This is a genomic window from Pseudomonas putida, assembly GCA_029953615.1.
Classification (GTDB): domain Bacteria; phylum Pseudomonadota; class Gammaproteobacteria; order Pseudomonadales; family Pseudomonadaceae; genus Aquipseudomonas.
In genome coordinates, this window is the sequence record CP124529.1 from 3,075,577 (window position 1) to 3,101,469 (window position 25,893).

At 60.2% G+C, this 25,893-nt stretch carries 25 protein-coding genes and 5 pseudogenes; 8 read left to right on the top strand and 22 right to left on the bottom strand.

Translation table 11 applies throughout. The features are described 5' to 3' along the window. Positions 1-240: 240 nt before the first annotated feature. The 3 genes and pseudogenes from QIY50_14065 to QIY50_14075 all read right to left on the bottom strand — a co-directional run bounded on the left by QIY50_14065 (position 241) and on the right by QIY50_14075 (position 4,564). Positions 241-1,428, bottom strand: coding sequence for a hypothetical protein (locus QIY50_14065; GenBank protein ID WGV23145.1), 1,188 nt, complete (start codon positions 1,426-1,428; stop codon positions 241-243). Positions 1,429-1,502: 74 nt separating this feature from the next. Further along, positions 1,503-2,174: pseudogene (locus QIY50_14070) on the bottom strand (UvrD-helicase domain-containing protein). Beyond that, entirely contained in the window at positions 2,171-4,564 is a 2,394-nt protein-coding gene (locus tag QIY50_14075; protein ID WGV18605.1) for an ATP-dependent endonuclease, read from the bottom strand. The pseudogene QIY50_14070 and the gene QIY50_14075 overlap by 4 nt, the downstream one beginning before the upstream one ends. A gap of 938 nt (positions 4,565-5,502) precedes the next feature. Here QIY50_14075 and QIY50_14080 point away from each other — a divergent pair. After that, complete coding sequence (locus QIY50_14080) at positions 5,503-6,081, top strand: HNH endonuclease signature motif containing protein (GenBank protein ID WGV18606.1); 579 nt, start codon at positions 5,503-5,505, stop codon at positions 6,079-6,081. A gap of 130 nt (positions 6,082-6,211) precedes the next feature. Here the strand turns inward: QIY50_14080 and QIY50_14085 are convergent, their stop codons facing one another. Then, a complete protein-coding gene (locus QIY50_14085; GenBank protein ID WGV18607.1) occupies positions 6,212-6,442 on the bottom strand; it encodes a hypothetical protein in 231 nt (76 codons plus the stop codon). A 184-nt stretch (positions 6,443-6,626) separates the two neighbouring features. Here QIY50_14085 and QIY50_14090 point away from each other — a divergent pair, with 184 nt between their 5' ends. Together QIY50_14090 and QIY50_14095 are read left to right on the top strand one after the other, a co-directional pair. After that, complete coding sequence (locus QIY50_14090) at positions 6,627-7,070, top strand: GFA family protein (protein ID WGV18608.1); 444 nt, start codon at positions 6,627-6,629, stop codon at positions 7,068-7,070. 601 nt (positions 7,071-7,671) lie between these two features. Next, complete coding sequence (locus QIY50_14095) at positions 7,672-8,577, top strand: LysR family transcriptional regulator (GenBank protein WGV18609.1); 906 nt, start codon at positions 7,672-7,674, stop codon at positions 8,575-8,577. 29 nt (positions 8,578-8,606) lie between these two features. On the opposite strand, the gene QIY50_14100 is transcribed toward QIY50_14095, so the two are convergent. The 11 genes from QIY50_14100 to QIY50_14150 all read right to left on the bottom strand — a co-directional run bounded on the left by QIY50_14100 (position 8,607) and on the right by QIY50_14150 (position 18,736). Then, positions 8,607-9,959: a fatty acid--CoA ligase family protein gene (locus QIY50_14100; GenBank protein ID WGV18610.1), complete on the bottom strand. Its 1,353-nt coding sequence runs from the start codon at positions 9,957-9,959 to the stop codon at positions 8,607-8,609. Positions 9,960-9,986: 27 nt separating this feature from the next. After that, positions 9,987-11,183 carry a cytochrome P450 gene (locus tag QIY50_14105; protein WGV18611.1) on the bottom strand — a complete coding sequence of 399 codons (1,197 nt, stop codon included), beginning with the start codon at positions 11,181-11,183 and terminating at the stop codon, positions 9,987-9,989. 17 nt (positions 11,184-11,200) lie between these two features. After that, on the bottom strand, positions 11,201-11,851 hold the full coding sequence (locus QIY50_14110) for an HAD family phosphatase (GenBank protein ID WGV18612.1): 651 nt from the start codon (positions 11,849-11,851) through the stop codon (positions 11,201-11,203). Between the two features lie 14 nt (positions 11,852-11,865). Further along, entirely contained in the window at positions 11,866-12,894 is a 1,029-nt protein-coding gene (locus QIY50_14115) for a ketoacyl-ACP synthase III (protein WGV18613.1), read from the bottom strand. Positions 12,895-12,903: 9 nt separating this feature from the next. Next, complete coding sequence (locus QIY50_14120) at positions 12,904-13,143, bottom strand: phosphopantetheine-binding protein (protein ID WGV18614.1); 240 nt, start codon at positions 13,141-13,143, stop codon at positions 12,904-12,906. Positions 13,144-13,194: 51 nt separating this feature from the next. Then, positions 13,195-13,893 (bottom strand): SDR family oxidoreductase, encoded by a 699-nt coding sequence (locus QIY50_14125; GenBank protein WGV18615.1) that lies wholly within the window; start codon positions 13,891-13,893, stop codon positions 13,195-13,197. Next, a complete protein-coding gene (locus QIY50_14130; protein WGV18616.1) occupies positions 13,886-14,188 on the bottom strand; it encodes a hypothetical protein in 303 nt (100 codons plus the stop codon). Before QIY50_14130 ends, QIY50_14125 begins: the two co-directional genes overlap by 8 nt. 15 nt (positions 14,189-14,203) lie before the next feature. Next, on the bottom strand, positions 14,204-14,989 hold the full coding sequence (locus QIY50_14135) for an AfsA-related hotdog domain-containing protein (GenBank protein ID WGV18617.1): 786 nt from the start codon (positions 14,987-14,989) through the stop codon (positions 14,204-14,206). 40 nt (positions 14,990-15,029) lie between these two features. Next, positions 15,030-15,737, bottom strand: a complete 708-nt coding sequence (locus tag QIY50_14140; protein WGV18618.1) for a thioesterase domain-containing protein — start codon at positions 15,735-15,737, stop codon at positions 15,030-15,032. 256 nt (positions 15,738-15,993) lie between these two features. Continuing rightward, a complete protein-coding gene (locus QIY50_14145) occupies positions 15,994-17,160 on the bottom strand; it encodes an MFS transporter (protein ID WGV18619.1) in 1,167 nt (388 codons plus the stop codon). A 37-nt stretch (positions 17,161-17,197) separates the two neighbouring features. Continuing rightward, on the bottom strand, positions 17,198-18,736 hold the full coding sequence (locus QIY50_14150; GenBank protein ID WGV18620.1) for an MFS transporter: 1,539 nt from the start codon (positions 18,734-18,736) through the stop codon (positions 17,198-17,200). A 109-nt stretch (positions 18,737-18,845) separates the two neighbouring features. On the opposite strand from QIY50_14150, the gene QIY50_14155 reads away from it, so the two are divergent. Beyond that, a complete protein-coding gene (locus QIY50_14155) occupies positions 18,846-19,736 on the top strand; it encodes a LysR substrate-binding domain-containing protein (GenBank protein WGV18621.1) in 891 nt (296 codons plus the stop codon). A 67-nt stretch (positions 19,737-19,803) separates the two neighbouring features. Here the strand turns inward: QIY50_14155 and QIY50_14160 are convergent, their stop codons facing one another. Together QIY50_14160 and QIY50_14165 are read right to left on the bottom strand one after the other, a co-directional pair. Continuing rightward, a complete protein-coding gene (locus tag QIY50_14160) occupies positions 19,804-20,055 on the bottom strand; it encodes a hypothetical protein (protein ID WGV18622.1) in 252 nt (83 codons plus the stop codon). Further along, positions 20,052-20,195, bottom strand: coding sequence for a hypothetical protein (locus QIY50_14165; protein ID WGV18623.1), 144 nt, complete (start codon positions 20,193-20,195; stop codon positions 20,052-20,054). Before QIY50_14165 ends, QIY50_14160 begins: the two co-directional genes overlap by 4 nt. Before the next feature lie 333 nt (positions 20,196-20,528). Here QIY50_14165 and QIY50_14170 point away from each other — a divergent pair. From QIY50_14170 to QIY50_14185, 4 genes and pseudogenes are all read left to right on the top strand, one after another. Then, positions 20,529-20,623: pseudogene (locus tag QIY50_14170) on the top strand (glucose starvation-inducible protein B). A 19-nt stretch (positions 20,624-20,642) separates the two neighbouring features. Next, a pseudogene (locus QIY50_14175) lies at positions 20,643-20,789 on the top strand (general stress protein). Beyond that, positions 20,775-20,882 (top strand): KGG domain-containing protein, encoded by a 108-nt coding sequence (locus tag QIY50_14180; protein WGV23055.1) that lies wholly within the window; start codon positions 20,775-20,777, stop codon positions 20,880-20,882. Before QIY50_14175 ends, QIY50_14180 begins: the two are co-directional and overlap by 15 nt. A 58-nt stretch (positions 20,883-20,940) precedes the next feature. Further along, positions 20,941-21,817, top strand: a pseudogene (locus tag QIY50_14185) (manganese catalase family protein). 42 nt (positions 21,818-21,859) lie between these two features. On the opposite strand, the gene QIY50_14190 reads toward QIY50_14185, so the two are convergent. From QIY50_14190 to QIY50_14210, 5 genes and pseudogenes are all read right to left on the bottom strand, one after another. Beyond that, positions 21,860-22,369, bottom strand: a complete 510-nt coding sequence (locus QIY50_14190; protein ID WGV18624.1) for a DUF892 family protein — start codon at positions 22,367-22,369, stop codon at positions 21,860-21,862. Positions 22,370-22,475: 106 nt separating this feature from the next. Then, positions 22,476-22,922, bottom strand: coding sequence for an ArsB/NhaD family transporter (locus QIY50_14195; protein ID WGV23056.1), 447 nt, complete (start codon positions 22,920-22,922; stop codon positions 22,476-22,478). Between the two features lie 247 nt (positions 22,923-23,169). Then, positions 23,170-23,730, bottom strand: a pseudogene (locus tag QIY50_14200) (SLC13 family permease). 24 nt (positions 23,731-23,754) lie between these two features. Continuing rightward, complete coding sequence (locus QIY50_14205; protein ID WGV18625.1) at positions 23,755-25,023, bottom strand: MFS transporter; 1,269 nt, start codon at positions 25,021-25,023, stop codon at positions 23,755-23,757. An 83-nt stretch (positions 25,024-25,106) separates the two neighbouring features. Beyond that, positions 25,107-25,790 carry a hypothetical protein gene (locus QIY50_14210; GenBank protein ID WGV18626.1) on the bottom strand — a complete coding sequence of 228 codons (684 nt, stop codon included), beginning with the start codon at positions 25,788-25,790 and terminating at the stop codon, positions 25,107-25,109. Positions 25,791-25,893: the final 103 nt, after the last annotated feature.

Sequence of the window (25,893 nt, forward strand, 5' to 3'; positions counted from 1 at the left end):
ACGGTAAAGGACTGGGTAAAGAAGTGGTCCCCCGTTAGCAACCATTATGAACGGCAGCATCGGACCGATAGCCACCGCTTACGAAAGGCCGCTAACGGCCCCAAGCGGCCGTTCACCGAGGTCGGCTAACGGCTCTTGGGGGCGCTCACATCCTCAGAGTTACCACCCGGTAGCCACCTCTTGGCATCGCGGGAGCCTGCCGCTCGGCTCTTGCTTCAAATAGATCGGGCAATCGTTCGTCTAGGGCAATCCAGCTAACACTTCCTGCGTAAAGACTGCGCTTCGCGGTAAGATCCCGCTCGCTATGACGTTTTCCAGGGTGGTCGCCGGATCAGCGACAAAGAACGTTAGTACCAGTCCCCGCTGGGCGCGAGTGCAGCAGACGTAAAGCAGTCGCAGCGTTCGGCTCCAAGTATTTTCATCACCGCCCAGTGCTCGTGCTCGATCTGCAGCACGGGCCTCAGCACTCGCGAAGACACGCTCGTAGTTGTACGTTCGGTAGTCGCTTTCTTCCTCGTCCATCACCACCATCACTCGTTCGAACTGCGCTCCCTTTACACCGTGCTGTGTAGCATAGGGGGAGCCTTCTGAGATGTAGCGCTCATAGGGCCAAAGCTCTTGTGCAGAGCACTTGAAGAACTTGGCCATTGCCGCGTCCGAGGATGGTCCTTCGGCCGGAACCGCATCAGCAGCCTCGGGCTCCTGAGCAACGTCAGCAACATCCCTGACAAATCCAAGAACACGCCTATAGCGATCGTCGAACTCGAAAAGGCCCGTGTCACAGAGATGGAGAGCTATGTCACCGATGGTGGTCTCTGCCTCGTCCAGCATGACGACAAGTCTCGATATAGCAGCGTGCAGTTCTCGCAACACAGCCGCGGCACGCTGGCCGGTAAGTGCCCCTGGCGCCAGACGCGGGCTGAACTTTCGGATCAGGTTCATCGCCGCGAACTCGTTGCCAGCCTTCACTGCGGCAACGATCGGTAGCGCAAAACTCAGGAAGGGGCGAACGGGCCAGCCGGTGCCATCCTGCATCCCCTGCTTCATGCCCTCCGATGTCCTATCGTTCAGCGCCGAATAGATGCCACCGAAGCCGAGCCGGTTCGCGGCCATGCGGTGCACGATGACAAGAATCTTGAGCGCGATGTCTGGGGTCGTCCAACCCTCGTCGTTGTTCGTCGCCGCACTCCACGCCCGGACTCTTGCCAGGGCCTCAATTCGGTTAAGCGTGTTTGGCAGGACGAACATCCGGGCCGAGCCCTCCACTGGCTTGAGATCTCCATCAACCTTTTCGTGTAGCCCTCGGACTTGCTCCATGCCGTCGCCCTGCGCGCGCACGGCGTTGGCGACATCAAGGATCTGCTTGGCACAGCGAAAATTCTCTGGTTTCGTGATGGCCCGCCAATGGTCCTCAAGCGGGATGTCCACCCCGCGCCTCTCATGAAGATCGCCTGCATCGGGTCGCCAAAAAAACCGAGACAGAACTTGCGTCGCATCTGGGCTTCCACGTCCTTGAAGGACTTCACTACGCTCGGGAACGTGTCCTGACTCTCGTCTATGAACACAAACGGGAAGTTCAGCGCTACGACCCGTCGGAACAGGGGACGATTTTGCAGAAGGAAGTCAGCGAGCTGAAGGATGTCCTCGTGGCCGAGGATGCCCTTTGCATAGTCGCTGCCCACCCCGTAGTTGAAGGTCTTGACGCCAGCAATAACCTCCAGGTTGCGGACATAACGCTCCTGGTCAGCCTTGTTCCTGTCGCGTGTAGTCTGCCGAACACGCGAGCTGTAGTTCTTGAACTCTTCTTCCAGCTCGGAAATCCGCCTGCGTATGTCGTTCTCTAGCCAAACCTTAATGTCCGTCTGAAACGTCTTGGTAATAGACCAGTAGAAGCTGTGGATGGTCGAGACATGGACCAGCGGATCGTCGTTAACATCCGCCAAGATTTCTTTGGCGGCGAGGTCGGTATATGTGATGCAGGCAACCTTCTGCTTTTTCGCCCGCATGGTGGCGCCGTGCTCTGAGATCACCCAGTCCAGCGCCTTGATGAGGGAGGTGGTCTTACCGGAACCTGCGCCGGCGCGGACCACGAACGGCTGTGGGGGTGTCGCAGCAATACACGCGTAGATCTCGCGGTCGGCGGCAGTGTCTGGGCTATCAACTCGCCTGCTCATGCCGTCTGCTCCGCATCTGCAATGACGGCGACAAAACCGGCTGCAGTCGGCTCAATTGTCGTGACCTCGGTGGCAACAGCCGCGTCCGCCTCAATCTCGTGCGCCACTTTGGCTTCGAGCCAGGCTAAGCCCTCGGCGATATACGTGGGGACCTTCCAGCAGTTGAGCGGACCACTTGCGAGCACCTCCAGCGCAAAGCGAGTCTTGTCGAAGTTCTTGCTGATCACCCTGTCGTGCAACTTCTCAGCCAGTTCCTCGGGGCTGTTTGGTGCGCGCTTTAGCTTGAGTCCGACCGCCCGGTTAGCCTCAGCCTGACACCACTCGGAGTTCTCAAGACCGAAGGCCTCCTCAAGCGTGCGGCCGCAAAGCTGCGAGGTCGTAGCACCCACCGTAACCAAAACCTTGGTTTGATAGGCCACCCGAACCTCAGCGCTGGAGCCCTCGGCAAGCGATAGCGTCTTTTGCTCCGCCGAGACTTCCCATAGTTCGGCGACCGACCGCTTCTTAGGGATCCAGCTGATAAGGGTTTGGTTGGACGTGACGGCACCCTCCACGTGTGCATGGCAGGTGCTCCCACGCTTCTTGGATTTCTTTTTGCCGCCCGGTGCTGCCTCGTCGTCGTCTTCGGTTTCGAAGGGCTTCAGATCGTCGTCCTCGTTATCTCCGTCGACGGTGCCGTCAGCTCCTGCGTCTTGCTCGGCGGCATCCTCAGCATCCGGCTTGACCGTTACGCTGTCCAGATCTGTGATGACCAGCGTAGTTAGTCCAACGAAGGCGATCAATTCTTGAAACCGATGCGCGAACGCGCCACCGACTTCAAGGATGGTCAGGGCGGAGGAGCGCAGGCGTTTGGCGGCCGACTCGATCATGGCTGGCAGGAGCAGGCGCTCGACATTGCCCTCCACCAAGATGACCGCATCGGAAAAGAAGAGATCGCAGTGTGTGAGTTTCAGATACCGCTGCAAGAATTCGCGCGCTGGAGCGTCGGCCGCGCCCGTTTTGAAGAGCGAAAGATTCCTTACCTCGGTGTTATGGGCCAGCTGGTCGCTAACACGGCGGAAGTACCTGATGGGAGAGAACCCGCGCTCATATAGGATGTGTGGGGAATGCGTGGTGACAACGAGCTGCGTGTGGAAAAACGTTGCGTGATCGTTGGCATCCTCAAGAAGGCGCAAAACGTTCCTGATGAAGACCTGCTGGATCTGCGCGTGCAGATGCGCCTCAGGCTCTTCAATAAAGACCAGATGCAGTGGCGCCCGTTTGTCTTCCTCGGCTTTCCACTGCTCGTGCAGGTCGAGGAGTTCAACCACCATATAGACTAGGTTCTTGAACCCCAGACCGTTGTAGCTGTCGGGCAGTTGCGCGGTGACCGCACCAGGAACCACGTAGTGAACCTTGGCATCTTGCCCCAAGACGGTGGTCGGATCCAAGGCCGCCCGAATCACGATCTCGGGGTTGTTGACGCCTGGATAACCGAGTTTGGCGAGGCGCTTGAGGGTGTCGCTGAAGACTTCCTCCAGGTGGAAGTTCAGTTCTTTCTCCGAGGTATCGAGCGCTTTGAGCACTACATGGTCGTCACCACGCTTCTCCAGATTACGGTGATAGAAACGGCTCAGACGACGCGACAAGCTCTCAGCGCGGTCGGAGCTGCCAGCATCCGGGTCATCAAGGTGCCGCTGCGCACGCAGGAAGTCCACCCTCACCAGAGACTTCAGAATGGCCGCGCCACCCGGCTCGTTACCTAGGGGCAGCGGCTCATAATCGGCCTCCTTAGGCTGATAGCCGACAAATTCGCGCTCATCGAGTACATAGTAGCGGAACGTATATTCCTTGGTCAGCTCCTTGGTGAGGTACTTCGTCAGACTTTCCGGCCAGGGCTTGTACTCGCCGGGATCCGCCACCACCGCAGCCCCATTTTCCGCAACTTCATTGCGCCTGGTTACCAGTGCGGTTGCAGCGTTGTTGGCCTTTTCATGCAGTTCATGGAATTTCCGAACGAGCGCATGGGCGTCCCGAGGCTCGAACGCCACCCGAATCCCGACGCACTTGCCGTCCCACTCCGTGCTCGGAAGAAGCGACATTGCAGTGGCGAGATCGTCTTCTCCGACGCGGAACCAGAGATCCAAAAGAATGGACGGCAACTGCTTGGGCGCGTCCTCATCGCCTGGAGGCGTCCTGCCTATGGCGTCGATCTCGGCCCACAGCGCTGCGCTGAAGTCGAAGAGTTCGAACTTCTTCGCTTCGCCACGTAGCATCGAGTACAGGCCTTGTACGGCAGACGTCTTGCCGCTGTTGTTGGCGCCAACGAAGATGGAAATCTCGTCGTCAAGCTCAATGACGACATCTCGCAGTCGGCGATAGTTCTGCAGCCGATATGCCTGTAGCTTCATGATCACCTCTTCCTAAGTGTTGCCGGGACAACTTGGTGCTAAGCACGCAGGCCGGCTGCTTTCCTTTGAGCGCTCGCGCTTTTTCCCACTTTCTGAATCTAACAGCATCCATGTGTCGATGCCGAAATGAGACTTATATAGCGCACGCCATTCTGACTCACCACGCTAAACCTCCAATCAGCACTTCCACGCCGAAGTGCCGACTACCTTACCTACAACATACATGCAACAGAGGGCTGGCTGCACTGATCGCAGCCCTTCGTATCACTGCGTCGAATGCAAGTGCCTGATCCGCAGCTATCCAAACGGGTGCTCAGATCGAGTGCAATTTCGCACATGCACTCAAACGGCTCTATATGAAGGAAAGCTATGGGTCGATAGCGGGCCGTCGTGGTTACACCGTTTCCGTTGTTACACTGCTCGAGCAAGTGTCTATATCAGCGTGTAACTCGATTCTTCTCCTTGAAAATCAAGTGGTTGCGAGATTTTGTTACACTTCTTACATCCGTTACACAGCTTTAGATTTGTAGTTATCCCCATGCCCCCTGTTCGACTGTGCCTTCAGCGGCAGAGCATGCACTGTCTTTCCGATGCTGGCAGCCGCCGGGGACCCTGAGAGATTAGGCGAGATACGGGACAGGAAACCCGCGCCTTTTTGTTAGCGGGTGATCTGCCAGCTTAGTGAACTGGTGAATCAGGTGAACCGGAGTGAATTGTGCAGCTTTTTGCACATCTGCCCTCATCCTTACCGTACCGGCAAGAATCGTTCCTTCACTCATGGCCAGGCAGATTTCAATGATTGAAATTTCAATAACCTGGTGCTCGGTCCGCTAGCGTAGTGGCGCGGGTTTCCGTCCCCGTGTTCATTGTTTATCCTCAGGGTCCCCCGGGGTCACCCTCTCACCTGCTCTAGCACTATTCTTCGAAGGAACGTATGAATGCTCACTGGTAATTTGACTAAAGCCTCGGTGAAAAAGGCTATTGCCATCTACGAACGCGGAGAGCGGCCTTTCAAGTACACCACTCCTCGGGCTTGGTATCTGGAGGCACCTGGTGGGCTTCTCTACCCTCTCAAGTACATTTACGCACTAGCCATCGGAAAACCTCCTGGCTCTTTCAATACATCGCACCCGCTTAGTGACCTACCGAAGCTCGGATTTCAGGTGGTTCGCATGCCGAGAGACCTGGCTCAAGACTTCGAGAGGAAGGTGCGAGAATCTCTTAAGAATCCTAAGCAGCGGATGGCTCGTCTAGCCGTTGCTCCCCGGGTACCCAAACAAAAATTTGTTCAGGTCCGGGTGTTCGAGCGCAATCCAGACGTTGTCGCGGAGGTGCTGTCGAGGGCGAACGGTATCTGTGGTCTGTGTGGCCGGGAGGCTCCGTTTCTCAGAAGGAAGGATCAGACGCCATACCTAGAGGTGCATCACAAGCAACGGCTGATTGATGGCGGAGACGATACGGTCGAAAATTCAGTCGCCGCTTGTCCGAACTGTCACAGGAAAGCCCATCACGGATGATCGCCCTCTGGCGCGTGCGCTTCTAAAATCAGCCGACCACCTTCCCATCGCTGGGGTGGATCGAGGTTTAGGGATACGTTTAGGGATACGTCTGGCGCATCCTATTCATAAAGATCCAGTATTGCTTGGCTTAAAGGTTCTGTGTTTGGTTCCTGTCTCCGCACCAGAGTTTGATGGTTTGATTCAGGATTTCCTGCATTCGGCCCGTCCCAAAATGCCTGCCTTGTGCGGACATTTTTGTTTCTTCCGTTTTCTGCTTTTGGCCGATCAGGCCACCTTCAGTCCGCTTCCCGGCCGAGAGAATAGTCAGCGGTTTTTCACTTCCGGTTGTACGGGTTTCAAGATAATGGGTGACTGGCATTTGGCTTTCGCCCCGTGTTTTCGGGGTGTTTGGCGAGATTTTTTAAGATAGTGCTTCAATCGGTCATAGATATTTTCAGATGGCCGAGCTTTGCATCAGTACCTCCTGCGGCTGATCCCGCCCGCTCATCACACCACCCGCAGACCAGCTGCTTTGCTTCCTCTAACACGACAAGAGAAACGCTATGACTGATGAAAAACACGATGATCGCCCTGTTTACCAGGCAGCCTGCCATTGTGGAACGGTGCGTTTTTCACTTCGCTTGACCGATGGTGTGCGTACAGCGCGCCGGTGCAACTGCTCGCTCTGCCGTATGCGGGGGGCAGTGGCGGTATCAGCCAACCTGGGCGACATCACTGTCACCCAAGGGCATGAGGCGCTCACTCTTTATCAGTTCAACACACGTGTTGCAAAACACTACTTCTGCTCGAAATGCGGCATCTACACATTCCACCAGCGCCGCTCCTCACCGGATCAATACGGGGTCAACGTTGCCTGTATCGAAGGCATGAGCCCATTTGACTTCCCGGAAGTCCCTGTCAGTGAAGGGCGGATTCATCCAAAAGACCGCGTAGGTGGAGGCTCATTGACTGCTGGATGGCTGCGATATGAAAGCAACCATGATTGATACGCCTGGACCCTAGAACTGCTAGGCGAAGCCCTGGTCCAGCACGACGAAATGCTGAATGCGAACACAACCCGCGCATAAGCTTTCGCTACACGGCGGGTATCCATCAGGCGATCCGGATCATCAGCCGTCTGGCCAGTGAGCAGTGTGGGAAGGTCGTGGAGCGAAACGGCCAGGCTCCTGAGCGTTAGGCGAGATCATCGATGAATGGCGGACGAGATATCACAGGCCGCTGAAGCGTTGGCATCCCAGGGGCAGGAACGCCAAGGCTCAGCGCTGCGGACTATTTCAATGGCAGTGATGGTCACCGGTCTTGTGATTGGTGTGGCAACCCCTGGCGTCAGTACCGCCACTATGCGCAAAAGCGCCTACTGATGAGAACGAAAGGACTGCAGCGATCAACAGCGAAACGATTTTCATCAGGCTACTCCTTGCTTGGCTGGGTGATGGCTTATTGACATCTCAAGCGTATGGCAAAATGCTTCCGGTTAACAACCAGAGCAGCGCTGGCACAGCGTATAACTGTCAAAACCGAGCGATATCCTTTTGGCCCGGTTAGGTGTTTTACTTAGTGCTTTAGATTGAGAAGGATCTGATCTAGATGGTGTCGAAGGACAGCTTGAGCGGTTTGATCGCGTTTGTACGTGCGGCTGAGTCGCAGAGCTTCACCTTGGCGGGGCGTGGTTTGGGTATTTCCTCCTCTGCCGTGGGCAAGAGCGTTAGCCGCCTTGAGGAGCGCCTTGGCGTGCGTTTGTTCCATCGCAGCACCCGACAGATCAGCCTGACCAGCGAGGGGCTAGACTTCTTCGCCCGTTGCCGCACCCTGCTGCAGCAATTGCAGGACGCCGAGGCGGCCTTGGCCAACTCCAAGCAGAGGCCCAAGGGCGTGCTACGGGTTAGCCTGCCGGCAGTAGGCTACCGTCTGATTTCCGGAAGCATGCGCGAATTCTACCGGCGCTATCCCGAAATAGAACTGGACCTGGACTTCAGCGACCGGATGGTCGATGTGGTGGAAGAAGGTTTTGACGCGGTAATCCGTAGCGGTGCGCTGCCGGACTCGAGCCTGGCCGCCCGCAAGATCTGCACCTTCCGCTTCGTGCTATGCGCGGCACCCGAATACCTGCAGCGCTATGGCGTCGCCCGCACCCTTCAGGACCTGAGCAGCTATCGGGGTATCGGCTACAAGCTGCCGTCGAGCGGCAAGCTGCAGCCATGGACGTTGCAGGCGCAGGGCGAGCGGGTTCAAGTGCAGGTTGAAACGGCGATGGTCATGAACAGTGTCGAGGCGGTGCTGGCGGCCTGCCGAAATGCCATGGGCGTAGCCTACCTTCCCGACTTTGTGATCCAGGAGTACATCGCCAGTAACGAGTTGACTCTGGTAATGCGTGAACTGAGTCTTCCGGGTGACTTCTGGATCGTCTGGTCGCCGACCAGGCTGCTGTCACCCAAAACACGCGCTTTCATCGACTTCTTGGGCGAGACTGACCTGATGACCAACGCCAGCTGAGCAAACCAGCTGGCGTTGCATCACGCAGGTCAGGCAATCAACAGCTTTTTGAAGCGCGCCGAGTAACGGATAGCCTCGACTACCTTGAGCCGGACCGGCACTTTGTAGCTGTCCATGCGTTCGCGGCTGTACTGGCGTATAGCCCGGAGGACCTCGGCGGTAGCATCGCCGTAGTCGCCATCGAGTACCACCTCGGCGGCGACGAACTGCCCGGTCAGGCCGTTGCGCTCGCCATAGGCCTTGCAGTCCTTGATGCGCGGGTGCTGCATCAGCACCGATTCGACCTCGGCGGGGTACACCTTCTCGCCACCGACATTGATGATCTCCTTACTGCGGCCAAGGATCTTCAGGTAGCCATCAGCATTGACTTCGACCAGGTCGCCGGTCTTGAACCAGCCGTCATCGGTGAAGCTGTCCATGCTGTGGTTGAGGTAGCCCATCACCTGGGTAGCGCTGCGCAGCCACAGTTCGCCGTCGACCACACGGTATTCGGTATCGCCTTCCTGGAAGCGCATGAACAGGCTGTCGGAGGACTGCGAGCTGGTGTTCATGATACCGGTTTCGCTGGTGCCGAAGGTTTGCAGGAATTTCACCTTGGGCAGTTTCTCGCGCAAGGCCCCCAGCAGGCTTTCGGGCATCGGCTCGGTGCCGTAGGTAATCATGCGCAGGGCCCCCAGGTCGTAGCGCCCGAAGACATTGTTGATAAGCATCAGATTGAGGAAGGTCGGCGAGGTCGGCAGCACCGTGATCCGGTGATCGGCGATCAATCGGGCGACGATGTCCGGGCTCTTGGTGGCGGCAATGGTTGCCGTGCCGCCGATGGTCAGGATGTTGAGCAAGGTATTGATGCCGCCAATATGGTCGAACAGCAAGAACAGGAAAATGCTCAGGCGCCGAGAGCGCTTGTTCTGGTAGCTGGCCACCAGCCGATCAAGGTCGTGCAACATGGCCTTGGGCTGCCCTGTAGTACCGCTGCTGAACAGGATCAGGCCAGCATGCCCGAGCCCCTTGAGCTTGGCCACCAGAGCATTGTCTTCGCCCTGCGGAGTGTGCCGGGTGACCTCGCCGCTGTCGGCATTGATCTGGTACTCGGCTTGAGCGGCGGCAAGCTTGTTCTGCACTTCCTGCTCGTTGCTGGCGGTGTTCAGCGCAATTACATTGCCGTTCTGGTACAGCGCCAGGAACAGCGCGATGCCACGGAACGAGAAATCGCCCTGGACGAATACCGTGGTCTGCGCTGCGACACCTTGGGCCTGCAGGTGTTCGAGCTGGTGCAGTACCTCGGCCTTGAGTTCGGCGTAGCTATGGCTTTGCTGCTCGGTGTTGAGAAATGGTGTATCGGCAAAACCGTCGAGCTGGTCGATCAGAGGCTTGAGAGTCATCAGAAATTCCCTTTTGTGAGGCTTCGCTCAGAAACGCACCGGAAGTTCGTTGGGACGGCGCAGCACGGTGCCGTTGATCCAGGCCAGCGATTGCGGCGCGCGGTCCAGCTGCATGTCGGGCAACTGTTCGATCAGCGTCTCGAGTACGATGCCGATTTCCAGCCGGGCCAGGGCCGGGCCCATGCAACTGTGGATGCCATGGCCGAACTGGATGTGTGCGGCCTTGTCCTCACGGAGTGGGTTGATCCGCAGCGGCTCGCTGAACACCGCCGGGTCGCGGTTGGCCAGGAACACATTGGCATACACGCAGGTGCCCGCCGGAATCTCACCACGGCTGGTACTCACCGCCTGAGTGGTGATGCGCGGGAAAGCCGACAGCTTGCCGATCGGGATAACCCGGATCAGCTCCTCGATCAGTGCCGGCAACTGCTCTCGGTTATGCTGGGCGTGCATCCACAGTGCGGGGGCGCACAGAAGCGTGTAGACCGATTTGGTCATCACGCTCAGGGCGTTGTGATCGCCACCTAGCAGAATGCCCAGCAGCACGCCGACGAATTCCTCGTCGGTGAGTGGGTCGTCCATGCTCGCACGCTGGTCGACGTACTGCCGGATGAACCCGTCCGGTTCGGCGTGGCGGGTGCCACGCACGAAGTCCATCAGGTAATCGAAGCTAGCCTTGACCGCTACTTCGATACCCGGGATGTCGTCCGGCGGCGCCGACTGGATGATCTGGCTCCAGGGGCGGAACAATTCGCGGTCCTGCAGCGGGATCCCGAGGATGTGGCACACGGTGGAGGCAGTCAGGTCCTGTAACACCGAGGCGAACAAGTCCGGTGCCAGCTCGCCGTCACGCATGCGCTGGACGTTGCGCCGGGTGGTGGTTCGTACATGCTCGCGCAGGCTTTCCACCCCGCGCTTGCTGAAGGCTCGGGCCACAGTGGCACGCGAGCGCATGTGTGCCGGGTTGTCGAGGTTCAGCAGCAGCTCCGGCTGGGTCGGGCCTGGAAGGAAGGTCGGGCCACCTTCCACGTTGCACAGGGTGCGGCTGATACTCGGGTCGGCCAGGAAGCTACGGCAATCGTCGTAGCGGGTCAGGTGTGTGGCGACGTGGCCGCTTGGCAAGCGGATCTGCTGCAGTGGCTGGTCGCTGTCGAGCACGTGGTAATAAGGCGCGGCATCCAGGTTGGGGATGTCCATCACAAAGGGGAAGCTGTGGGTCGTCATGTCGGGCCTGCCACGTGTCAACGGGATGGATAAAGCAGCGCGCGCACGGCGTCGCGCACTTCGAGGCTGTCCTGGAAGTGAATCGCCTGCCAGCCGGCGGCGCGGGCCGCCTCACAGTTCTCCTCGACGTCGTCGATCAGTACACAGCCGTGGTCGTCTACACCCAGCTCGCGGGCAGCCAGCGCGAAGATGCGTGGGTCGGGCTTGCGCAGGCCGACCTTGCACGAATCGATGATGCCGTCCGTGACGTCGTCCAGGCCGACCATGCGCCGCCACGACGTTTCCCACTCAACGGTGTTGTTGGTGAGGATGGCCGCCTTTACCCCGGCCGCCTTGACCTCGTGGAACAGTTCGAACATGTGCGGGTTGACCTCATGGTCGGCAAACCACTGCTCGCCGTGGTTGTCGAAATCGCAGCGGCTGAGGTCGATGCCCGGATACAACTTGCGCAGCGCGGCGCTCATTGCCTGCCCCCATTCCACCTGGGTCATCAGGGCAAGCTCAATGGGGGCCTGGAACTGCACGCCCAGTGGACGTGCGACTTCGTGCATGGCCGCTTCCATCTGCTGGCGGTTGATGCCGGTCTTGCCTTCATAGACTCGGTACAACTCAGCGATAGAGGGGGAGAGTACGCCGCCGAAGTCGAACCAGATTGCCTGAGTAGTCATGGGTGTTGTCCTTGTCAGAGTGAAGTCGTCAGGGTGACGGGGGGAATCAGCAGGGTGTCGCGCAGCGACAAATGCGCCAGGCCAACCGAAAGGCCGACGCCAAAGCCACAAGCCACCAGGTTGTCCTGGCGCAGGCGTTCGGCATCCGGGCTGGCCGACAGTAGTACAGGGATCGATGACGGCCCGGTGTTGCCGATACCGTCCACATGCACCGGGATACGAGCCGCGTCGATGCCAAGCTTTCGGCCGAGGTAATGCAGCATGAAGGCGTTGGCTTGGTGCAGCAGGAAGTAGGGGATGCTGTCAGCCGGTAGCTGCAGCTCATGTAAGAAGGCATGCAGTGCGGCCGGAACCTGCTCCAAGGCGAAGTTCATCACCTGCGCACCGTCCATGAACAGGCTGCCAATTGCTGCGCTGGTGGTGCCTGGCTCGCGCTCTGCGGCCTGATAGCGTAACGGTGTCCCCAGATGCCTGGCGCCGTTGCCGTCGGTGGAAAAAGCGAACGAGAAACTGTGGGGGCCAGCCTCTACCAGGGTGGCGCTGGCACCGTCGCCGAACACCATGCGCACATGATGGTCCTGTGGCTGTAACAGCTTGCTGATGACGTCGCTGGTGCACAGCAACACGCGTCGGCAGCTACCGCTGGCAACCAGCAGCGAGGCCTGGAACAGGCCATACACGTAGCCAGAGCAACCGAAATTGAGGTCGAACGCCGGGATGTCCCGGCGCAGGCCGAGCCGGGCTGCGAGTATTGCGCTGCTCGCCGGCATCAGTGCATCAGGTGTCTGGGTCACCAGCACGAGCGCATCGATGCTGTACGGGTCGACATCTGCGGTGTCAAACAGGCTGCGAGCGGCACCACAGGCGAGATCGGTAGTGGACAGCTCGCCGGCGATTCGTACACTGCCGATGCCGGTGCTTTTGGCAATCCGCGCGGCTTCGCGCTCACCGAACAGCGCGGCGAAGTCATCAAGGGTGAGTTGACGATCCGGTAGCGCCGATGAAACCGCGCGGATCGAAAGGCCATGAAGGGTGCTGTTCATCGGAGTACCTCACGCAGGTTCTGCGAGGCTGCTGGCGACCGCTTCGAACAGTTCACCGAGGGTGTTCAGTTCGTCCAGGATTTCCGGGTGCAGGGCAAGGCCGAACTGGTCATTGAGCACGCCAAGCAAGGTCACCTTGGTCAGCGAGTCCCAAGTGGCCAAAGGCTCAAGCAGGAGGTCGTCGGCAAGTTTCGATTCGGGCAGTTCCAGAAGCTCGGCCAGCTCTTTTTTCAGGGCGAGTATGTCCATGCTGCATGTCTCCAGTTGGGTAAAGCCGATAGGGTGGGGGGCAGAATGCGGTCAGAGCCCGCCGAGGTAGATCACCTGGCCGGTGATGAAGTCGCTCTGCGCCGACAGGAAAAAGTCGGTGACATGGCTGACGTCATCGAAGCTGCCCAAGCGTTTGATCGCCTGCTGTTGTAGCAATGCGTTCATCTTCGACGCAGGAATGGCGCGGGTCAGGTCGGTGTCGATCGGTGTCGGCCCAAGGGCATTGACCGTAATCCCGTAGCTGGCCAGCTCCTTGGCCATCACTGCGGTGAGGGTTTCAACAGCGGCTTTGGAGGCCGCGTACAGCGCTTCACCCTCGAGCTTGAGTGGCCTGGCCACCGTGGAGAAGTTGATGATGCGCCCGGCACCCTCACGCTTCATCAGCTTTGCCGCCTCGCGGCTAAGTAGAAAGGTACCGAGCAGGTTGGTGCGCACGATCTGTTCAGCGGTACTGTAGGGGGTGAGCAGCGAGTGGTTCATACTGGCGATGCCGGCGTTGTTGATCAGGTGATCCAGGCGTTGGTGGCTGCGGCGGATCTCGCTGACCATGGCTAGCACAGCGGCCTCGTCGGCCACGTCCAGGGCGAAGTGTTCGTACCCGGGATGGTCAAGATCGCTAGCCTGGCGGCTGCAACCAATGACCCGATGACCACGCGTCAGGTAGTGCTCGGCCAAGTGCCGACCGATACCTTTACGGGTGCCGGTGATGAGCGTGATCGGCTCAGCCATGTTCCACCTCGGCGCAACGCTTGCTGATGTAGTTGGCGAACGAACCGACGGTGGCGAACGGGCTGCGTACCGCCGACATGGCGCTGTCGTTGACCAGGGTCAGGCGCACATCAAGTTGCTGTTCGAGCAGTGCCTCGACTTCGACAACGATGGACACCAGGCTCATTGAGTCCAGCGCACCGCCATGCCCGTACAGCGCGGTTTTTTCGCCGGCGGCCAGGTCGATGGGGTGAGCCAGGCTCTGGTTTTCCAGGCGGATGGCGGTGTAGATAATTTCCAGGATACGGGACTTCATGGGACGCTCCTTGTGTCAGTCCATCATCGTGATGTAACGGTGCAGCAGCTGGTTTTCCTTCAGGTAGAAGTAGCGCGAGTCGATCACGGAGGTATCGAACTCGACCGTCGCGAGGGCCCGTCCTTGCTGGCGGAACTGCATGGCGACGGTGAAGCGGAAGTTGATCGGCCCGCTGCGCTTGAGGGTGACCGGAATGCACAGGATTTCTGTCGGTACCGGCAACAGGAAGTCGTTGTAATCGACCCGAATACTGTTGGTGATGAAGTTGGCTTTGCCCCGGGCCGCGGGTGCGATGTAGAACTGTTCGGCGGTGGCGATCGACAGCTGTCGGGCGGCTTCCACGATCATCATTCCGGAGATGTGCTGGCCGGTGAGATGGTCGCTGAGCTCGGCGTTGGCTTCATCGATCATCAGCGCCGCGCTGAAGGTGCCATTGCCGTTATCGACCACTTTCGAGATGGCTATATTGTGCCGTTCATGTTTATGCGTTGTGCTTCTGCAGGCACGAACGCTCAGCTGTTCCGGAACCAGGCTGATTTGCGGTTTATTGAGTGCGTACAAGTTTGAAAGTTGATCATCGCTGACGCCCTGGCCAATATGCAATGTCAGTGCGCCCTGTCCGGAACTTGCAAGGGCGTGGGCGGCATCTGCGGAAATGAACAGGTCATTGTTGCAGTGATTTTTTATACGGTTGCCAACCACGATGTAATGTTTGTTGTTGGCGGTTTTGTTATCGGTCTCAACAGCGCCTGCGGCAAACGGGCACAGTGAGGCGGGCAAAGCCTGAGCGAGCGCTTCCATGTTTTACCTCTGCAGTTAGTTAAATGATGATGGTGGTGTTTCAGGCAGCAAGTGCGTCCAGCAATATCTCTGACAATCGGTCTGTTTGGGTTTGGTAGAAGAAGTGACGGCCAGGCAGGCAATGTTCGGAAAAACGCCCCCTGCTGTATTGGCGCCACGCCCGGACCTCTGCGAATGGAGCGAAACTGTCCTGGGCACCGGCTATGGCTGTCAGCGGTGTATTCAACTGCGGGCGAGGCCGATGGCAGTAGGTGCTCGCTGCACGGAAGTCGTTCCTGAGGTTGGGCAGCAGGTATTTACGTGCGGCCGGGTTGCTATACAAGTAGGGAGGAACGGTGCCGAACGTGGCAATAGAGTCGAGAAAATCGTCATCTTCATCGTGTACCCTGACGCCATGGCAGCTGAACAGATGCGGCGGGCGACAGGCCGCTACCACCAGTTCGGTGATGGCCCACGGCATGGCCGCTTGGCGCTGTGCGACTTCATATGCCACCAATGCGCCAAGGCTGTAGCCAAACAGCACGACCTGGGCTGGGCGTGACTTGTGAAGGTGCTCGATCACCTCATTGGCCATATGTCCTACAGTAGTGGGTGACGGTGCGAGTGCGCCTTGATAACGGCCTGAATAATGAATGTCGATACAGTCGACGCCCGGCGAAAGAGTGCTCTGAAGCGCTTTGAATGCACGGCTGCTACCCCCGGCAAAGGGAATGAAGACAATACTTTTTTGAGTGTTGCATGCACGCATGTTCAAACCCGTCGATAATCATTCTATGGGCGGTATGCCAAGCTAGGCGATGGCTGCCCGGATGGGCCTTTAATGTGCGAAATTATATTTCAGGATATTTCGTGGTATTTGAGCATTTTAGGCTGAAGACTCCGGACTATAAGTTGAATATGCCGGTGCGGCAGTACCCATTGGAGAACAGTGAATTGTGGTTTATTAGGGGCAGTGCTGGCTGGGCAAAAAAAACGCCACCGGGCAGGTGGCGTTTTTTTTGAAATCACTGGCTGGGTAACGTGCCGGTGTGTGGCCGTAACATCGTAAACAATGTAGCGCCGGCCCCGAGGGAGCAGGCCAGGCCGAATAGTAGCGGGCCTTTCCAGTGCCAGTGCTGCCAGAGCCAGCCGCCCATGGCGCTGCCCAGGGCGCCGCCACAGAAGTTGCACACCATGTACACAGTGTTCAGGCGACTGCGGTACTCAGCACTGAGGCTGAAGATCCTGCTCTGGTTGCACACTTGCCCCAGCTGCAGCGCGAAGCACAGCAAGTTGGCGCCGAGTAGCAGCACGCCCAGTTGCGGCCAGCTGATCAGCAGCGTGAAGGCGAGGCACGCCAGCACGATCGACAGGATGCTCATGGCTACCGTGCCGTAGCGGTCACATAGCTTGCCCGCCATGGGCGTGAGCAGGCCAGCCAGCGCGCCCCAGAAGCTGAAGATGCCAATGTCAGCGTTGCTCAGGCCCAGAGGCGATGCCTGCAATTTGAAGGCGATCACCGACCAGAACGCACTGAACGCAGCAAACAGGCTGGCGCCCAGCACGCACGACAAACGCAACAGGGGCTCGACGCGTACCAGGCCGGCCATTGAGTACATGAGTTGCGCATAGCCGGGGGCACCGGAAGTGCGCGGGCGGGCGTCGATCAACCCGGGCAGGGCTACCGCGCAAGCCAGCATACCGAGGGCGGCGCAGCGGTACACCGCCTGCCACCCGGCAAGCTCGCTAAGCAGCCCGGCCAACGAGCGCGACAGCAGGATCCCGGCCACCAGGCCGGTCTGCAGCAGGGCAAGGTTGCGGCTACGATGCTGGGCGCAGGACAGCCCAGCGACATAGGGCAACATCACCTGTGGAATGCAGGTGCCCATGCACACTAGCGCACTCAGCGTCGCCAGGCCTGCCAGGCTACTGGTAATGCTGGCCAGGCCGAGCATCACTGCGGTCCAGCCCAGCAGGGCTTGGCACAGTCGACGTGGATCGAGTCGATCACCCAAGGGCACAATCAGCAGCATTCCTAGCGCATAACCAAGCTGTGAAGCTGTGGCGATCCAGCTGACTTCACCCGTGCCCACTTGCAACGCTGTGGCGAGTAACGGCAGAAGGGCCTGATTGAAGTACACGTTTGCCACCGACAGGCCACAGACCACCGCCAGGCCGACGAGGGCGAGCACAGGGATCCCGTTGTTGCGTGTAATCGCCATGCCGTCGTCAGCCCCGCACCGAATCGGAAGCTGGCAGGCTGCTGTGAGGCGCTTTGGCACGCCTTGCCTGGTCGTCTTGCCCAAGCAAGAAGAACGCCGCACCAGCCGACAAAACGGTGAACCCGATCAGCACCAGCACCAAGGTGCCGAAGCCGTCCAGATACGCGGCCTGCAGCAGCAACGGGTCGACGCCCTGAACCTGGCCCAGGTCGCCCATTACCAGGCGCTGCGCCAGTTCGCTGTAATCGCCGGCAGGCAGTACGCGCCCAAGACTGTTACCTACCAGCGCAGTGAGCAGGGCGATGGTGATCGCCAGGGCGACACCTTCGCCCGCCACGCGGGTGGTGTTGAAGATGCCAGCGGCCATGCCTGCCTGCTCTTTGGGAATCACGCTAACCGCCAGCCCGTCCATCAGGCCCCAAGGGAAACCGGTGCCGATACCAATCACCAGCATTGCCAGCACCAGTTGCTGGTAATCGCCAATAGCGGCATGGGCCAACAGGTACAACCCCGCGGCCGCCACCAGGAAGCCTGCAGCCGACAGCACGCCAGCACTTACCCAGCGGGTCAACCAGGCGGCCAGCAGCGGGACCACCAGCATCGGCGCCGACAGTGCCAGCATGATCAGGCCGCTGTGCATCGGGGCGATGCCTTCTACGCCGATCAAGCGAAACGGAAGCAGCACGATCAGCACGATGTAGCAATAACAGGTGCCGATCGGCAGAATCTGCACCCCGACAAAGCGCGGGTATTTCAGCAGGCTCAGCTCGAGCATCGGCTGCCTGGCGCGTAGCTCGATGGTCACGAACGCCAGCAAGCTCAGTGCCGCGCCGCCGAACAGGCCCAGGATCAGCGGGGAGCGCCAGCCGGCCTGGGGCCCCAGGATAATCGCAGTGGTAAACAGTGCGAGCATGCTCGAGAAGGCAAGCACACCGGGCAGGTCCAGCTTGGGCGCTTCGGGGTTAAAACTTTCGCGCATCCGTGACAACGCCGCCAGCAGCGAGATTGCAGCAAGGACCGCGGTGCTGACGAAGATCGAGCGCCAGCCGAACTGTTCGATCAGCAGGCCGCTGACCATCGGCCCGAAGGCCAGGCCCAGCCCGAACGTGGTGCCAAGCAGGCTGAACGCACGCGTGCGGGCCTGGTCCTCGAACTCTTGAGCCAAGGCCGCGGAGCCACTGGCCAGGGCAGCGGCGGCGGCAACGCCTTGCACCGCCCGCAGGGCATCAAGCCAGACGATGTTGTAGACGCTCGCCAGCAGGATGCTGACGATGACGAACAGGGCCAGGCCCAGCGTGAACAGGCGCTTTCGCCCGTAAATGTCCGACAGGGTTCCGGCTGCCATCAGCAGGCTGCCGAAACTGAGCATGAAGGCGTTGGTGATCCAGGTAAGCGAGGCCGGCTCGGCATCGAAAGCCTTGCCGATGGCCGGCGTGGCCACGGCGCCACCGGTGAAACTCAGCGGCAGCACCAGGGCGGCCAGGCAGATGGCTGCCAGAACATAGTAACGGCCCGCGTGCGGGGTGTGATCAGTAGCCTGATCCATTGCGCTATCCCTCCTGTTGTAGCACCGTGTGCGTTAAATCTATAGTGGCCGCAATAATGGATAAACAGGCTGGAACTCCACTCATAATGGACAAAAAGGAAGTAATGCCATGGAGAGCCTGAACGGCATCCTCGCCTTCGTGAAAACTGCCGAGTCGTTGAGCTTCGTCAGCGCGGCGCGGGCGATGGGTATTTCCGCATCGGCGGTCGGCAAGAACGTTGCCCGCCTGGAGAGTTCGTTGAAGGTGCGGCTGTTCCAGCGCAGTACGCGCAAGGTCAGCCTGACGGCGGAAGGCCAACTGTTCTATGAGCGCTGCCGGCGCATCCTCGACGACCTCCAGGATGCGGAGGCCATGCTGTCCCATGCGATACAGGCCCCGCGTGGTCGCTTGCGGGTCAGCCTCCCAACCATCGGCTACCGTTTTCTGCTGCCGCTGATGCCGGCTTTTCGCAAGGCGTACCCTGAAATCGAACTGGAGATGGACTTTAACGACCACCTGGTCGACCTGATCGACGATGGCTTCGATGTGGTGATCCGCAGTGGCGGGCTAGCCGATTCAAAACTGATGTCGCGTAAGCTCGGGCCGTTCCGCTTCGTCCTGTGCGCAGCGCCAACCTACCTGGCACGTAAGGGGCGCCCCCAGACGCTAGCCGACCTGGAGCGACACGACTGCCTGCGCTATCGCTTCGTCACGACCGGCAAGATCATGGACTGGAGCCTCGGCGCCGATCCCGAGATTACCCAGTTGCGCTTACCCACGGTGCTTACGCTGAACAACATGGAGGCGATGCTGATGGCTGCGGTGGACGGCCATGGCATCGCCTACATGCCGGACTTTCTGGTACGTGAATCGGTCAGGACTGGTGCCCTGGAAAGCCTGCTTGATGCGCATACCTCCGACCAGGGCCAGTTCTGGGCGCTGTGGCAATCGAGCCGCCATCTGTCGCCGAAGATTCGTGTGTTCGTCGACTTCATCGCCGAGCGATTGTTCAAGGCGTAAATTGCCCGGCGCCCCACCCTGGGGATCTGCTGTGGCTCGCCCTCCTGAAACCCCAGGCCGGCCAGCACTAAACGCCGTGATAGTCAGCCCCAGCAATTGCTCTCAGAAAACCTCGATCGGCCAGCCGCCGCAGGTCCCGCCATTCGCGCCAGTCCACCAATCCCAGGCGGTCCATTTCATCGGCCAGGCGCACCAATTCCTCGTGGTGGGTGCTAGGGCAGTTTCGTCTTTGCTCGACGTCGTCGTAGAGCAGAAACCAGCGATTGATCGCTACGAGCCGGCGCTGTCCCAGGGTTAGCTCTTCGCTGAACGCGTTCATACCGATACCCGCTCAGGGTTGCTGGTGATGATCCGGCGGTGTGCTGCACTCGTGTTCATGCCCGGAACCTGGCCACTGCGCAACTCGCAGGTACCGGGCTGGCCGAGCATGCAGCGGATTACGTACAGGTAGTTGACCATTGCGAATGCCCTCTGGGCTGAACCGGGACAAGCGACTTGATTAGGTTGATCCTGAGCGAGCCGCATCCGTTCAGCCGGATGGACGGCTGGCTGCGAATCGAACGGTGTTTGGCCCTCACTCGCGAGCGATTGTTTTTGGACCAGGCTTTCAGGGCCGCTGATAAACGCTTTTTGTATACCCCGCCGCCATGATCGTTGTCGCAAGAAGCAGGGGCCACATCCATTAGGGCATTTCGTCAGCTCCTTCAAAATTCGTTGCAAGATGCGCCGCTTGGGCTCTGTCACTGATGAACACAGACCTTCCTGTGTAACTACCGACATGAGGTGTCAATCATGGCTAGCAATCAGGACAACCGCGGTAACCAAGGTGGCAACGCCAATACCAATCCAGGCAACTTTGCCAACGATCGCGAAAAGGCATCGGAAGCCGGGCAGAAAGGCGGGCAAATGTCAGGGGGTAACTTCAAGAACGATCCAGAGCGCGCCTCGGAAGCAGGCCACAAGGGTGGCCAGGCCTCGGGTGGCAACTTCAAGAACGACCCTGAGCGTGCGTCCGAAGCAGGCCGCAAGGGGGGGCAGGTGTCCGGGGGCAACTTTGCCAATGACCGGGAAAAAGCCTCGGAAGCCGGACGGGTCGGTGGCCAGCACAGCCACGGCGGCGGTCGCAAGAGTGACGACGACCGCTAGTCATCCGTGAAAAACGCAGGGGCAGCCCGGCTGCCCCTGCATGCCTGAGGACCTGCTTATGTTCATGCACAACAAGCGATTGCAGTACACCGTACGCGTGGCGCAACCTGATCCGGGCCTGGCCAACCTGTTGCTGGAGCAGTTCGGCGGCCCGCAGGGCGAGCTGGCAGCAGCCATGCGCTATTTCACCCAGGCGGTCAGTGAGGACGACCCTGGCCGCAAGGACATGCTCTACGACATCGCGACCGAGGAACTCAGCCATCTGGAGATCATCGGTTCGATCGTGGTCATGCTCAACAAAGGGGCCAAGGGCAACCTTGCTGAAGGCGTGGAGGCCGAGGGCGAGCTCTACCGCTCGCTGACCGGTGCCGGCAACGACTCACATGTCACCAGCCTGCTGTATGGGGCCGGGGCGCCACTGGTCAATTCCGCCGGCGTACCTTGGAGTGCGGCCTACATCGATACCATTGGCGAACCCACTGCCGACCTGCGTTCGAACATTGCCGCCGAGGCGCGGGCCAAGATCGTCTACGAACGGCTGCATCAACGTCACCGACGACCCAGGCATCAAAGACGCGCTGGGTTTCCTGATGAGTCGCGAAATCGCCCACCAGATGTCGTTCGAAAAGGCATTGCACGCCATCCAGCCAAACTTCCCGCAAGGCAAGTTGCCAGGTGACCCCGAGCTCAACCGTACCTATTTCAACCTGTCCCAGGGCGGTGAAATGCGCGGGGCGTGGAACCAGGGGCAGGACTGGATCTATGTCGACGAGCCGCACCCGGCGGTAGACGGCGGCGATGGCTCTGCCAGCATTCAGCTGGACGAGCACAGCGCGTCGGTGGTCGAGGCAATGAAGCTTCGCACCCAGTCGAATCCGGAGGCGCAACCTCTGACTGGAGCAGAGCTGGGCAAGGTCAACAGCGGACAGCAATGAGAAAGGCCCGCGCCGGAGTTGATCCGGCGCGGGGTAGCACTCTTAGCGCTTGGCTGTGGCGTCAGGGTCGGCCGAGCGGGCCAGGAACGCCCGGGTTACCTCTGGCAGATGTTCCTTCAGCCATTCGGCCATGGCCACTTCTTCCTTCAGGATCGAGCGACAGGCTTGTGCGGTGGCGCTGTCCCCGACGGCCTCGGCTGCCTCGATCAGCACCGTGTAAGACGCGATTTCCATGTTCTCGAACACGTACCCCGCCATGGCGCCTTTGACCACTTCATCGCTCATGGCCATTCCGCCCACGGCCTGCCCGAACGCCATGAGTTTGCCGGCCAGGTCCTTCAAGGTCGATGTGCTGCCGCCCAAACGCTCGATGCACTCCACCAGCAGGCGCTGTTGGCCTTGGGTCTCTTCAATATGCCTGACGATGCGGCCCTTGAGTTCCGGATAGTGCTCCAGGCGCTCAGCCTGGCCTTTGAGCATGCTTTCCGCTTGCTGCTCCATCGCATGGGCATCACGCAGCCAGTCGAGCAGGTTGTCCTTTGGAGTTGCCATGATCAGTACCTCGTTTCCGGTGATGGGTATCTGTTCAGAAAACCCTCAACGCGGCCACGGTCGGTTGGACCGACGAACGGGGCAGGCAAAGGCGAGACCAACCACTTCACGTATGAAGCAACCACAGCGCCCCGATCAATGCAGGAGGCATGACCAGTGCCCCCAGGCGCAGGAAGTCCAGGGCACCGACGTGTTCGCCTTCACGGCGAACGGCAACCAACCAGAGCAAAGTGGCCAGGGAGCCGGTAATCGACAGGTTCGGCCCGAGGTCGACGCCAATCAGCAGCGCCGCAGTGGTCCTCGCGGGTAACTCGACAATATGCCCGACGGAGCCGGCGATCAGGCCGGTCGGCAGGTTGTTCATCAGGTTGCCGGCAATCGCTGCGACCACGCCGGCGCTCCAGCTCGCCTGGGGCTCGGAGCTGCGCGCCAGTGCGGCCAAAGCATGGGCCAGGCGCTCGATCACACCCGTCTGTGCCACCGCTTCCACAAGCACGAACAGGCCGGCGACCAAGGGCAACACGCCCCATGCCACGCCTTTGAGCACCGGCATCGGGGTTGCGCCGCTGGCGCAGGTGAATCAGCCCGGCCGTGGCGAGGCCGGCGCAGAAGGTGGGTAAGCCAAGCTGCCGGTCCAGGGCGGAGGTCAGCAGCAAAAGTGCGCCTGTCAGCACGATACCCAGCGCGCACAAGCGTGCACCGCTGGACAGCGGTTGCACGTCGATGGCCGTTGCCAGGGGCTGGCGGATCTGCTTGCGCTGGGCCAGCCGCAGCACCAGGTAGGTCAGGCCGATGGCGGCCAGCGACGGCAGGGTGAATTGCCGCAGCCACTCCAGCAACGGCGGCATCTGGCTGCCGAACACGACCAGGTTGGCCGGGTTGGAGATGGGCAGCACAAAACTGGCGGCATTGGCAATGAAGGCACAGATGAACAGATAAGGCAGCGGCTCGGCCTTGGCCGCCCTGCATGCGGCGTACACCGCTGGGGTCAGCACTACAGCCGTGGCATCGTTTGAGAGGAACACCGTTACCAGTACCCCCACCAGGAACACCAGGTCGAACAGGCGCTGGCCAGAGCCCCGGGCGTGCTGCACCGCGTACATGGCCAACCAGTCGAACAGCCCTTCCTGGCGTGCCAGTTCGGCCAGCACCATCATACCGATCAGAAACAGGTACACATCGCCACCCTCGGCGACAGCGGCGAGGGCTGTGTGCACTGGCACCAGGCCAAACACGGTCAGCAATACAGCGGCGCCAACCGCCCAGACATACTCCGGCACGCGCCAGGGACGCAGGATTACCCCACCGGTCGCAACGGCGGCCACGGTCCAGATGAGCAAGGATGGATCAAATGCAGGCATGCAGTTTACTCGAGCAATTTTTTGTCAAAGTGATTTCGCTGACTTTTCAAACAAGCTTTTCGGATGCAGGCGGGAGGCGATGCCAAAGGTATAGGTGAGTAGCCCGATTGCGGCCACGATGCCCAGGGCGACGAAGGCTGCGCTATAGCCGAAATGCTGCGCGATCCAGCCGGCGAGTGCGTGACTCATGGCTGCGCCTGTTCCCTGGATCGTCATCACTGCACCAAGCCCTGCATTGACGTGCCCAGTGCCGCGCAGGATACAAGCGACAAGCCCAGGCAAGGCGACCCCCAGCAGGCCCGCGCCGATTCCATCAAGGGCCTGTACCGGAATCAGCGCCCACGGCGACTGCCAGAAACCGGCGATCAGCCCGCGCAAGGGCAAGGCCAACAGGGCGGTAATGATCAGCGCCCGATACCCGTGCCGTGAGGCATACCACCCGGCCCAAAGCGCCACCGGAATCATCACCAGCTGCGCGACGATGACGGTCGATGCCGTGAAGATGCTAGGGTCGGCCAACCCTCGCGTGACGACTGACTGTGCCAGCAAGGGCAGCATCGCGGCATTGCCCAGGTGGAACAGCAGTAGGGTGATCGCGAGCAGGCCCAGCTCGCGCGAGCCCGCCAAAACCCGCACCAGGGAAGGCGAATGAAGGCTACCTTGCGCAGGCAGGTTGCCAGTGAGGTCACCACCGCGGGCCCGCTCATGGTTGATGTCCTGTGGATTGATCTTCCACAGGCATGCAAGCGCAGCGCATGCCATCAGGGCCATCAGCACCAGTACGGCTGACAGCCCCCAGCGGTAGCCGGCCAGCCCGGCCAATGCCGCCGCGATCACGTTGCCGGCGTGGTTCCAGGCTTCGTTGGTGCCGAGCTGCCGAGGCAAGTCTCGCTGATCAACCATGCCCAAGGTGATGCCCATGATGCCGGCGCCCATCAACGCGCCCACAGCACCTGTCACCACCTGCGAGGCGATGGCGACGCCGAAGGATGGTGCGGTCCATAGCGCTGCCGTGGCGAGAATGAGTGCGAGGGTGCCGCTTGCCAGAACAAGTCGCTTGCGGCGCGAAGCATCGATCCAGGCGCCCATCGGCGTGGTCGCCAGCATGCCAGCGATGCCGCCGGCGGCCATTACGTAGCCGATGTCATCGGCGCGCCAGCCGTGGCTGACCAGCAGCACTCCCAGGAAGGGGCCCAGGCCATCACGGACGTCGGCCAGGAAGAAGTTGAGGCCGCACAACCAGCGCCGTGAGCTGGCATGTGCCGGGGGTATGAAAGGTGTTGTCGGGGGCATCGGGAAGTTCCAGTCAGCGCAAATGCGACGGCCTGGCCGGTGCGGCAGAAGCTCGCACTGGCCGGGTGTATAGGGGCATGCCCTTATGGCGCGCGGTCGTAGAGCGGCTGCAGGGTGGATAATGTGGTGCCCATGCTGACCGCTTCCAAAGCGGTGCCAAACGCATTGCGCGTGCCCAGCCCGGACGCCGCGAACGGTGCGCCCGGTTGCACGGAAAGACGCAGGCTCTCGGACGGGAAACGAACGATGCTGCCATCGCTCAGGATGACGCCGTTGGCCTCGCCCCGTGGGCCAGTGAGCACGGTGTCCACTTGGCCTTCCACCTGTTGGGGCTGCAGGCGCTGGGCGCGCAGGTGTGGCGGCAGGGCTCGGCCTTGGCCAACCGGCGGCGGCTGGTCGTACACGGTGCGCCCGCTGTCGGCGTGGATGATGGCGTCAGCCTTGAGCGTGCCTCGCGTTTCCGCCCGTCCGATGATGCGCACGGCATCCCCCACCTTGACCGTGGCCGTGAGCGCATCGGCCATGTGCGGTGGAAATCTGGCAATGGTTCCGTCGCTCAGGCGCAGGCCGTCGACTTCACCGTAGGGATTGATGAGCATCCGCTGCACCTGGCCTTCCACCGTGTACTGGCCCGTCAGGCCTGGGGCTTCCACCCCCTGATGAGGTGTCGGAGGCAGGTGGGCGGCGGCGGGCGGCATGGCATGTGCGCTGAGGCTACCGAGGCCGAATACCAGCGCAACAGGTGTGGCAATGAAATACCTGGACATAGACGAAGCTCCTTGGATCGGGAAAGCACCCAACCTGCAGGGCAAGCACCATGCCAATTAATATTTACAATAAAATCAAGCAGTTATGTGATTTGCGGGCGAT

Coding starts and splice junctions, on each gene's coding strand:
- QIY50_14075 (WGV18605.1), bottom strand. CDS start 4,564: ATGAAGCTACAGGCATATCGGCTGCAGAACTATCGCCGACTGCGAGAT.
- QIY50_14095 (WGV18609.1), top strand. CDS start 7,672: ATGGTGTCGAAGGACAGCTTGAGCGGTTTGATCGCGTTTGTACGTGCG.
- QIY50_14100 (WGV18610.1), bottom strand. CDS start 9,959: ATGACTCTCAAGCCTCTGATCGACCAGCTCGACGGTTTTGCCGATACA.
- QIY50_14165 (WGV18623.1), bottom strand. CDS start 20,195: ATGGTCAACTACCTGTACGTAATCCGCTGCATGCTCGGCCAGCCCGGT.
- QIY50_14140 (WGV18618.1), bottom strand. CDS start 15,737: ATGCGTGCATGCAACACTCAAAAAAGTATTGTCTTCATTCCCTTTGCC.
- QIY50_14105 (WGV18611.1), bottom strand. CDS start 11,183: ATGACGACCCACAGCTTCCCCTTTGTGATGGACATCCCCAACCTGGAT.
- QIY50_14080 (WGV18606.1), top strand. CDS start 5,503: ATGCTCACTGGTAATTTGACTAAAGCCTCGGTGAAAAAGGCTATTGCC.
- QIY50_14195 (WGV23056.1), bottom strand. CDS start 22,922: ATGCCGGTGCTCAAAGGCGTGGCATGGGGCGTGTTGCCCTTGGTCGCC.
- QIY50_14115 (WGV18613.1), bottom strand. CDS start 12,894: ATGAACAGCACCCTTCATGGCCTTTCGATCCGCGCGGTTTCATCGGCG.
- QIY50_14150 (WGV18620.1), bottom strand. CDS start 18,736: ATGGATCAGGCTACTGATCACACCCCGCACGCGGGCCGTTACTATGTT.
- QIY50_14085 (WGV18607.1), bottom strand. CDS start 6,442: ATGCCAGTCACCCATTATCTTGAAACCCGTACAACCGGAAGTGAAAAA.
- QIY50_14135 (WGV18617.1), bottom strand. CDS start 14,989: ATGGAAGCGCTCGCTCAGGCTTTGCCCGCCTCACTGTGCCCGTTTGCC.
- QIY50_14190 (WGV18624.1), bottom strand. CDS start 22,369: ATGGCAACTCCAAAGGACAACCTGCTCGACTGGCTGCGTGATGCCCAT.
- QIY50_14160 (WGV18622.1), bottom strand. CDS start 20,055: ATGAACGCGTTCAGCGAAGAGCTAACCCTGGGACAGCGCCGGCTCGTA.
- QIY50_14090 (WGV18608.1), top strand. CDS start 6,627: ATGACTGATGAAAAACACGATGATCGCCCTGTTTACCAGGCAGCCTGC.
- QIY50_14120 (WGV18614.1), bottom strand. CDS start 13,143: ATGGACATACTCGCCCTGAAAAAAGAGCTGGCCGAGCTTCTGGAACTG.
- QIY50_14155 (WGV18621.1), top strand. CDS start 18,846: ATGGAGAGCCTGAACGGCATCCTCGCCTTCGTGAAAACTGCCGAGTCG.
- QIY50_14205 (WGV18625.1), bottom strand. CDS start 25,023: ATGCCCCCGACAACACCTTTCATACCCCCGGCACATGCCAGCTCACGG.
- QIY50_14125 (WGV18615.1), bottom strand. CDS start 13,893: ATGGCTGAGCCGATCACGCTCATCACCGGCACCCGTAAAGGTATCGGT.
- QIY50_14210 (WGV18626.1), bottom strand. CDS start 25,790: ATGTCCAGGTATTTCATTGCCACACCTGTTGCGCTGGTATTCGGCCTC.
- QIY50_14130 (WGV18616.1), bottom strand. CDS start 14,188: ATGAAGTCCCGTATCCTGGAAATTATCTACACCGCCATCCGCCTGGAA.
- QIY50_14110 (WGV18612.1), bottom strand. CDS start 11,851: ATGACTACTCAGGCAATCTGGTTCGACTTCGGCGGCGTACTCTCCCCC.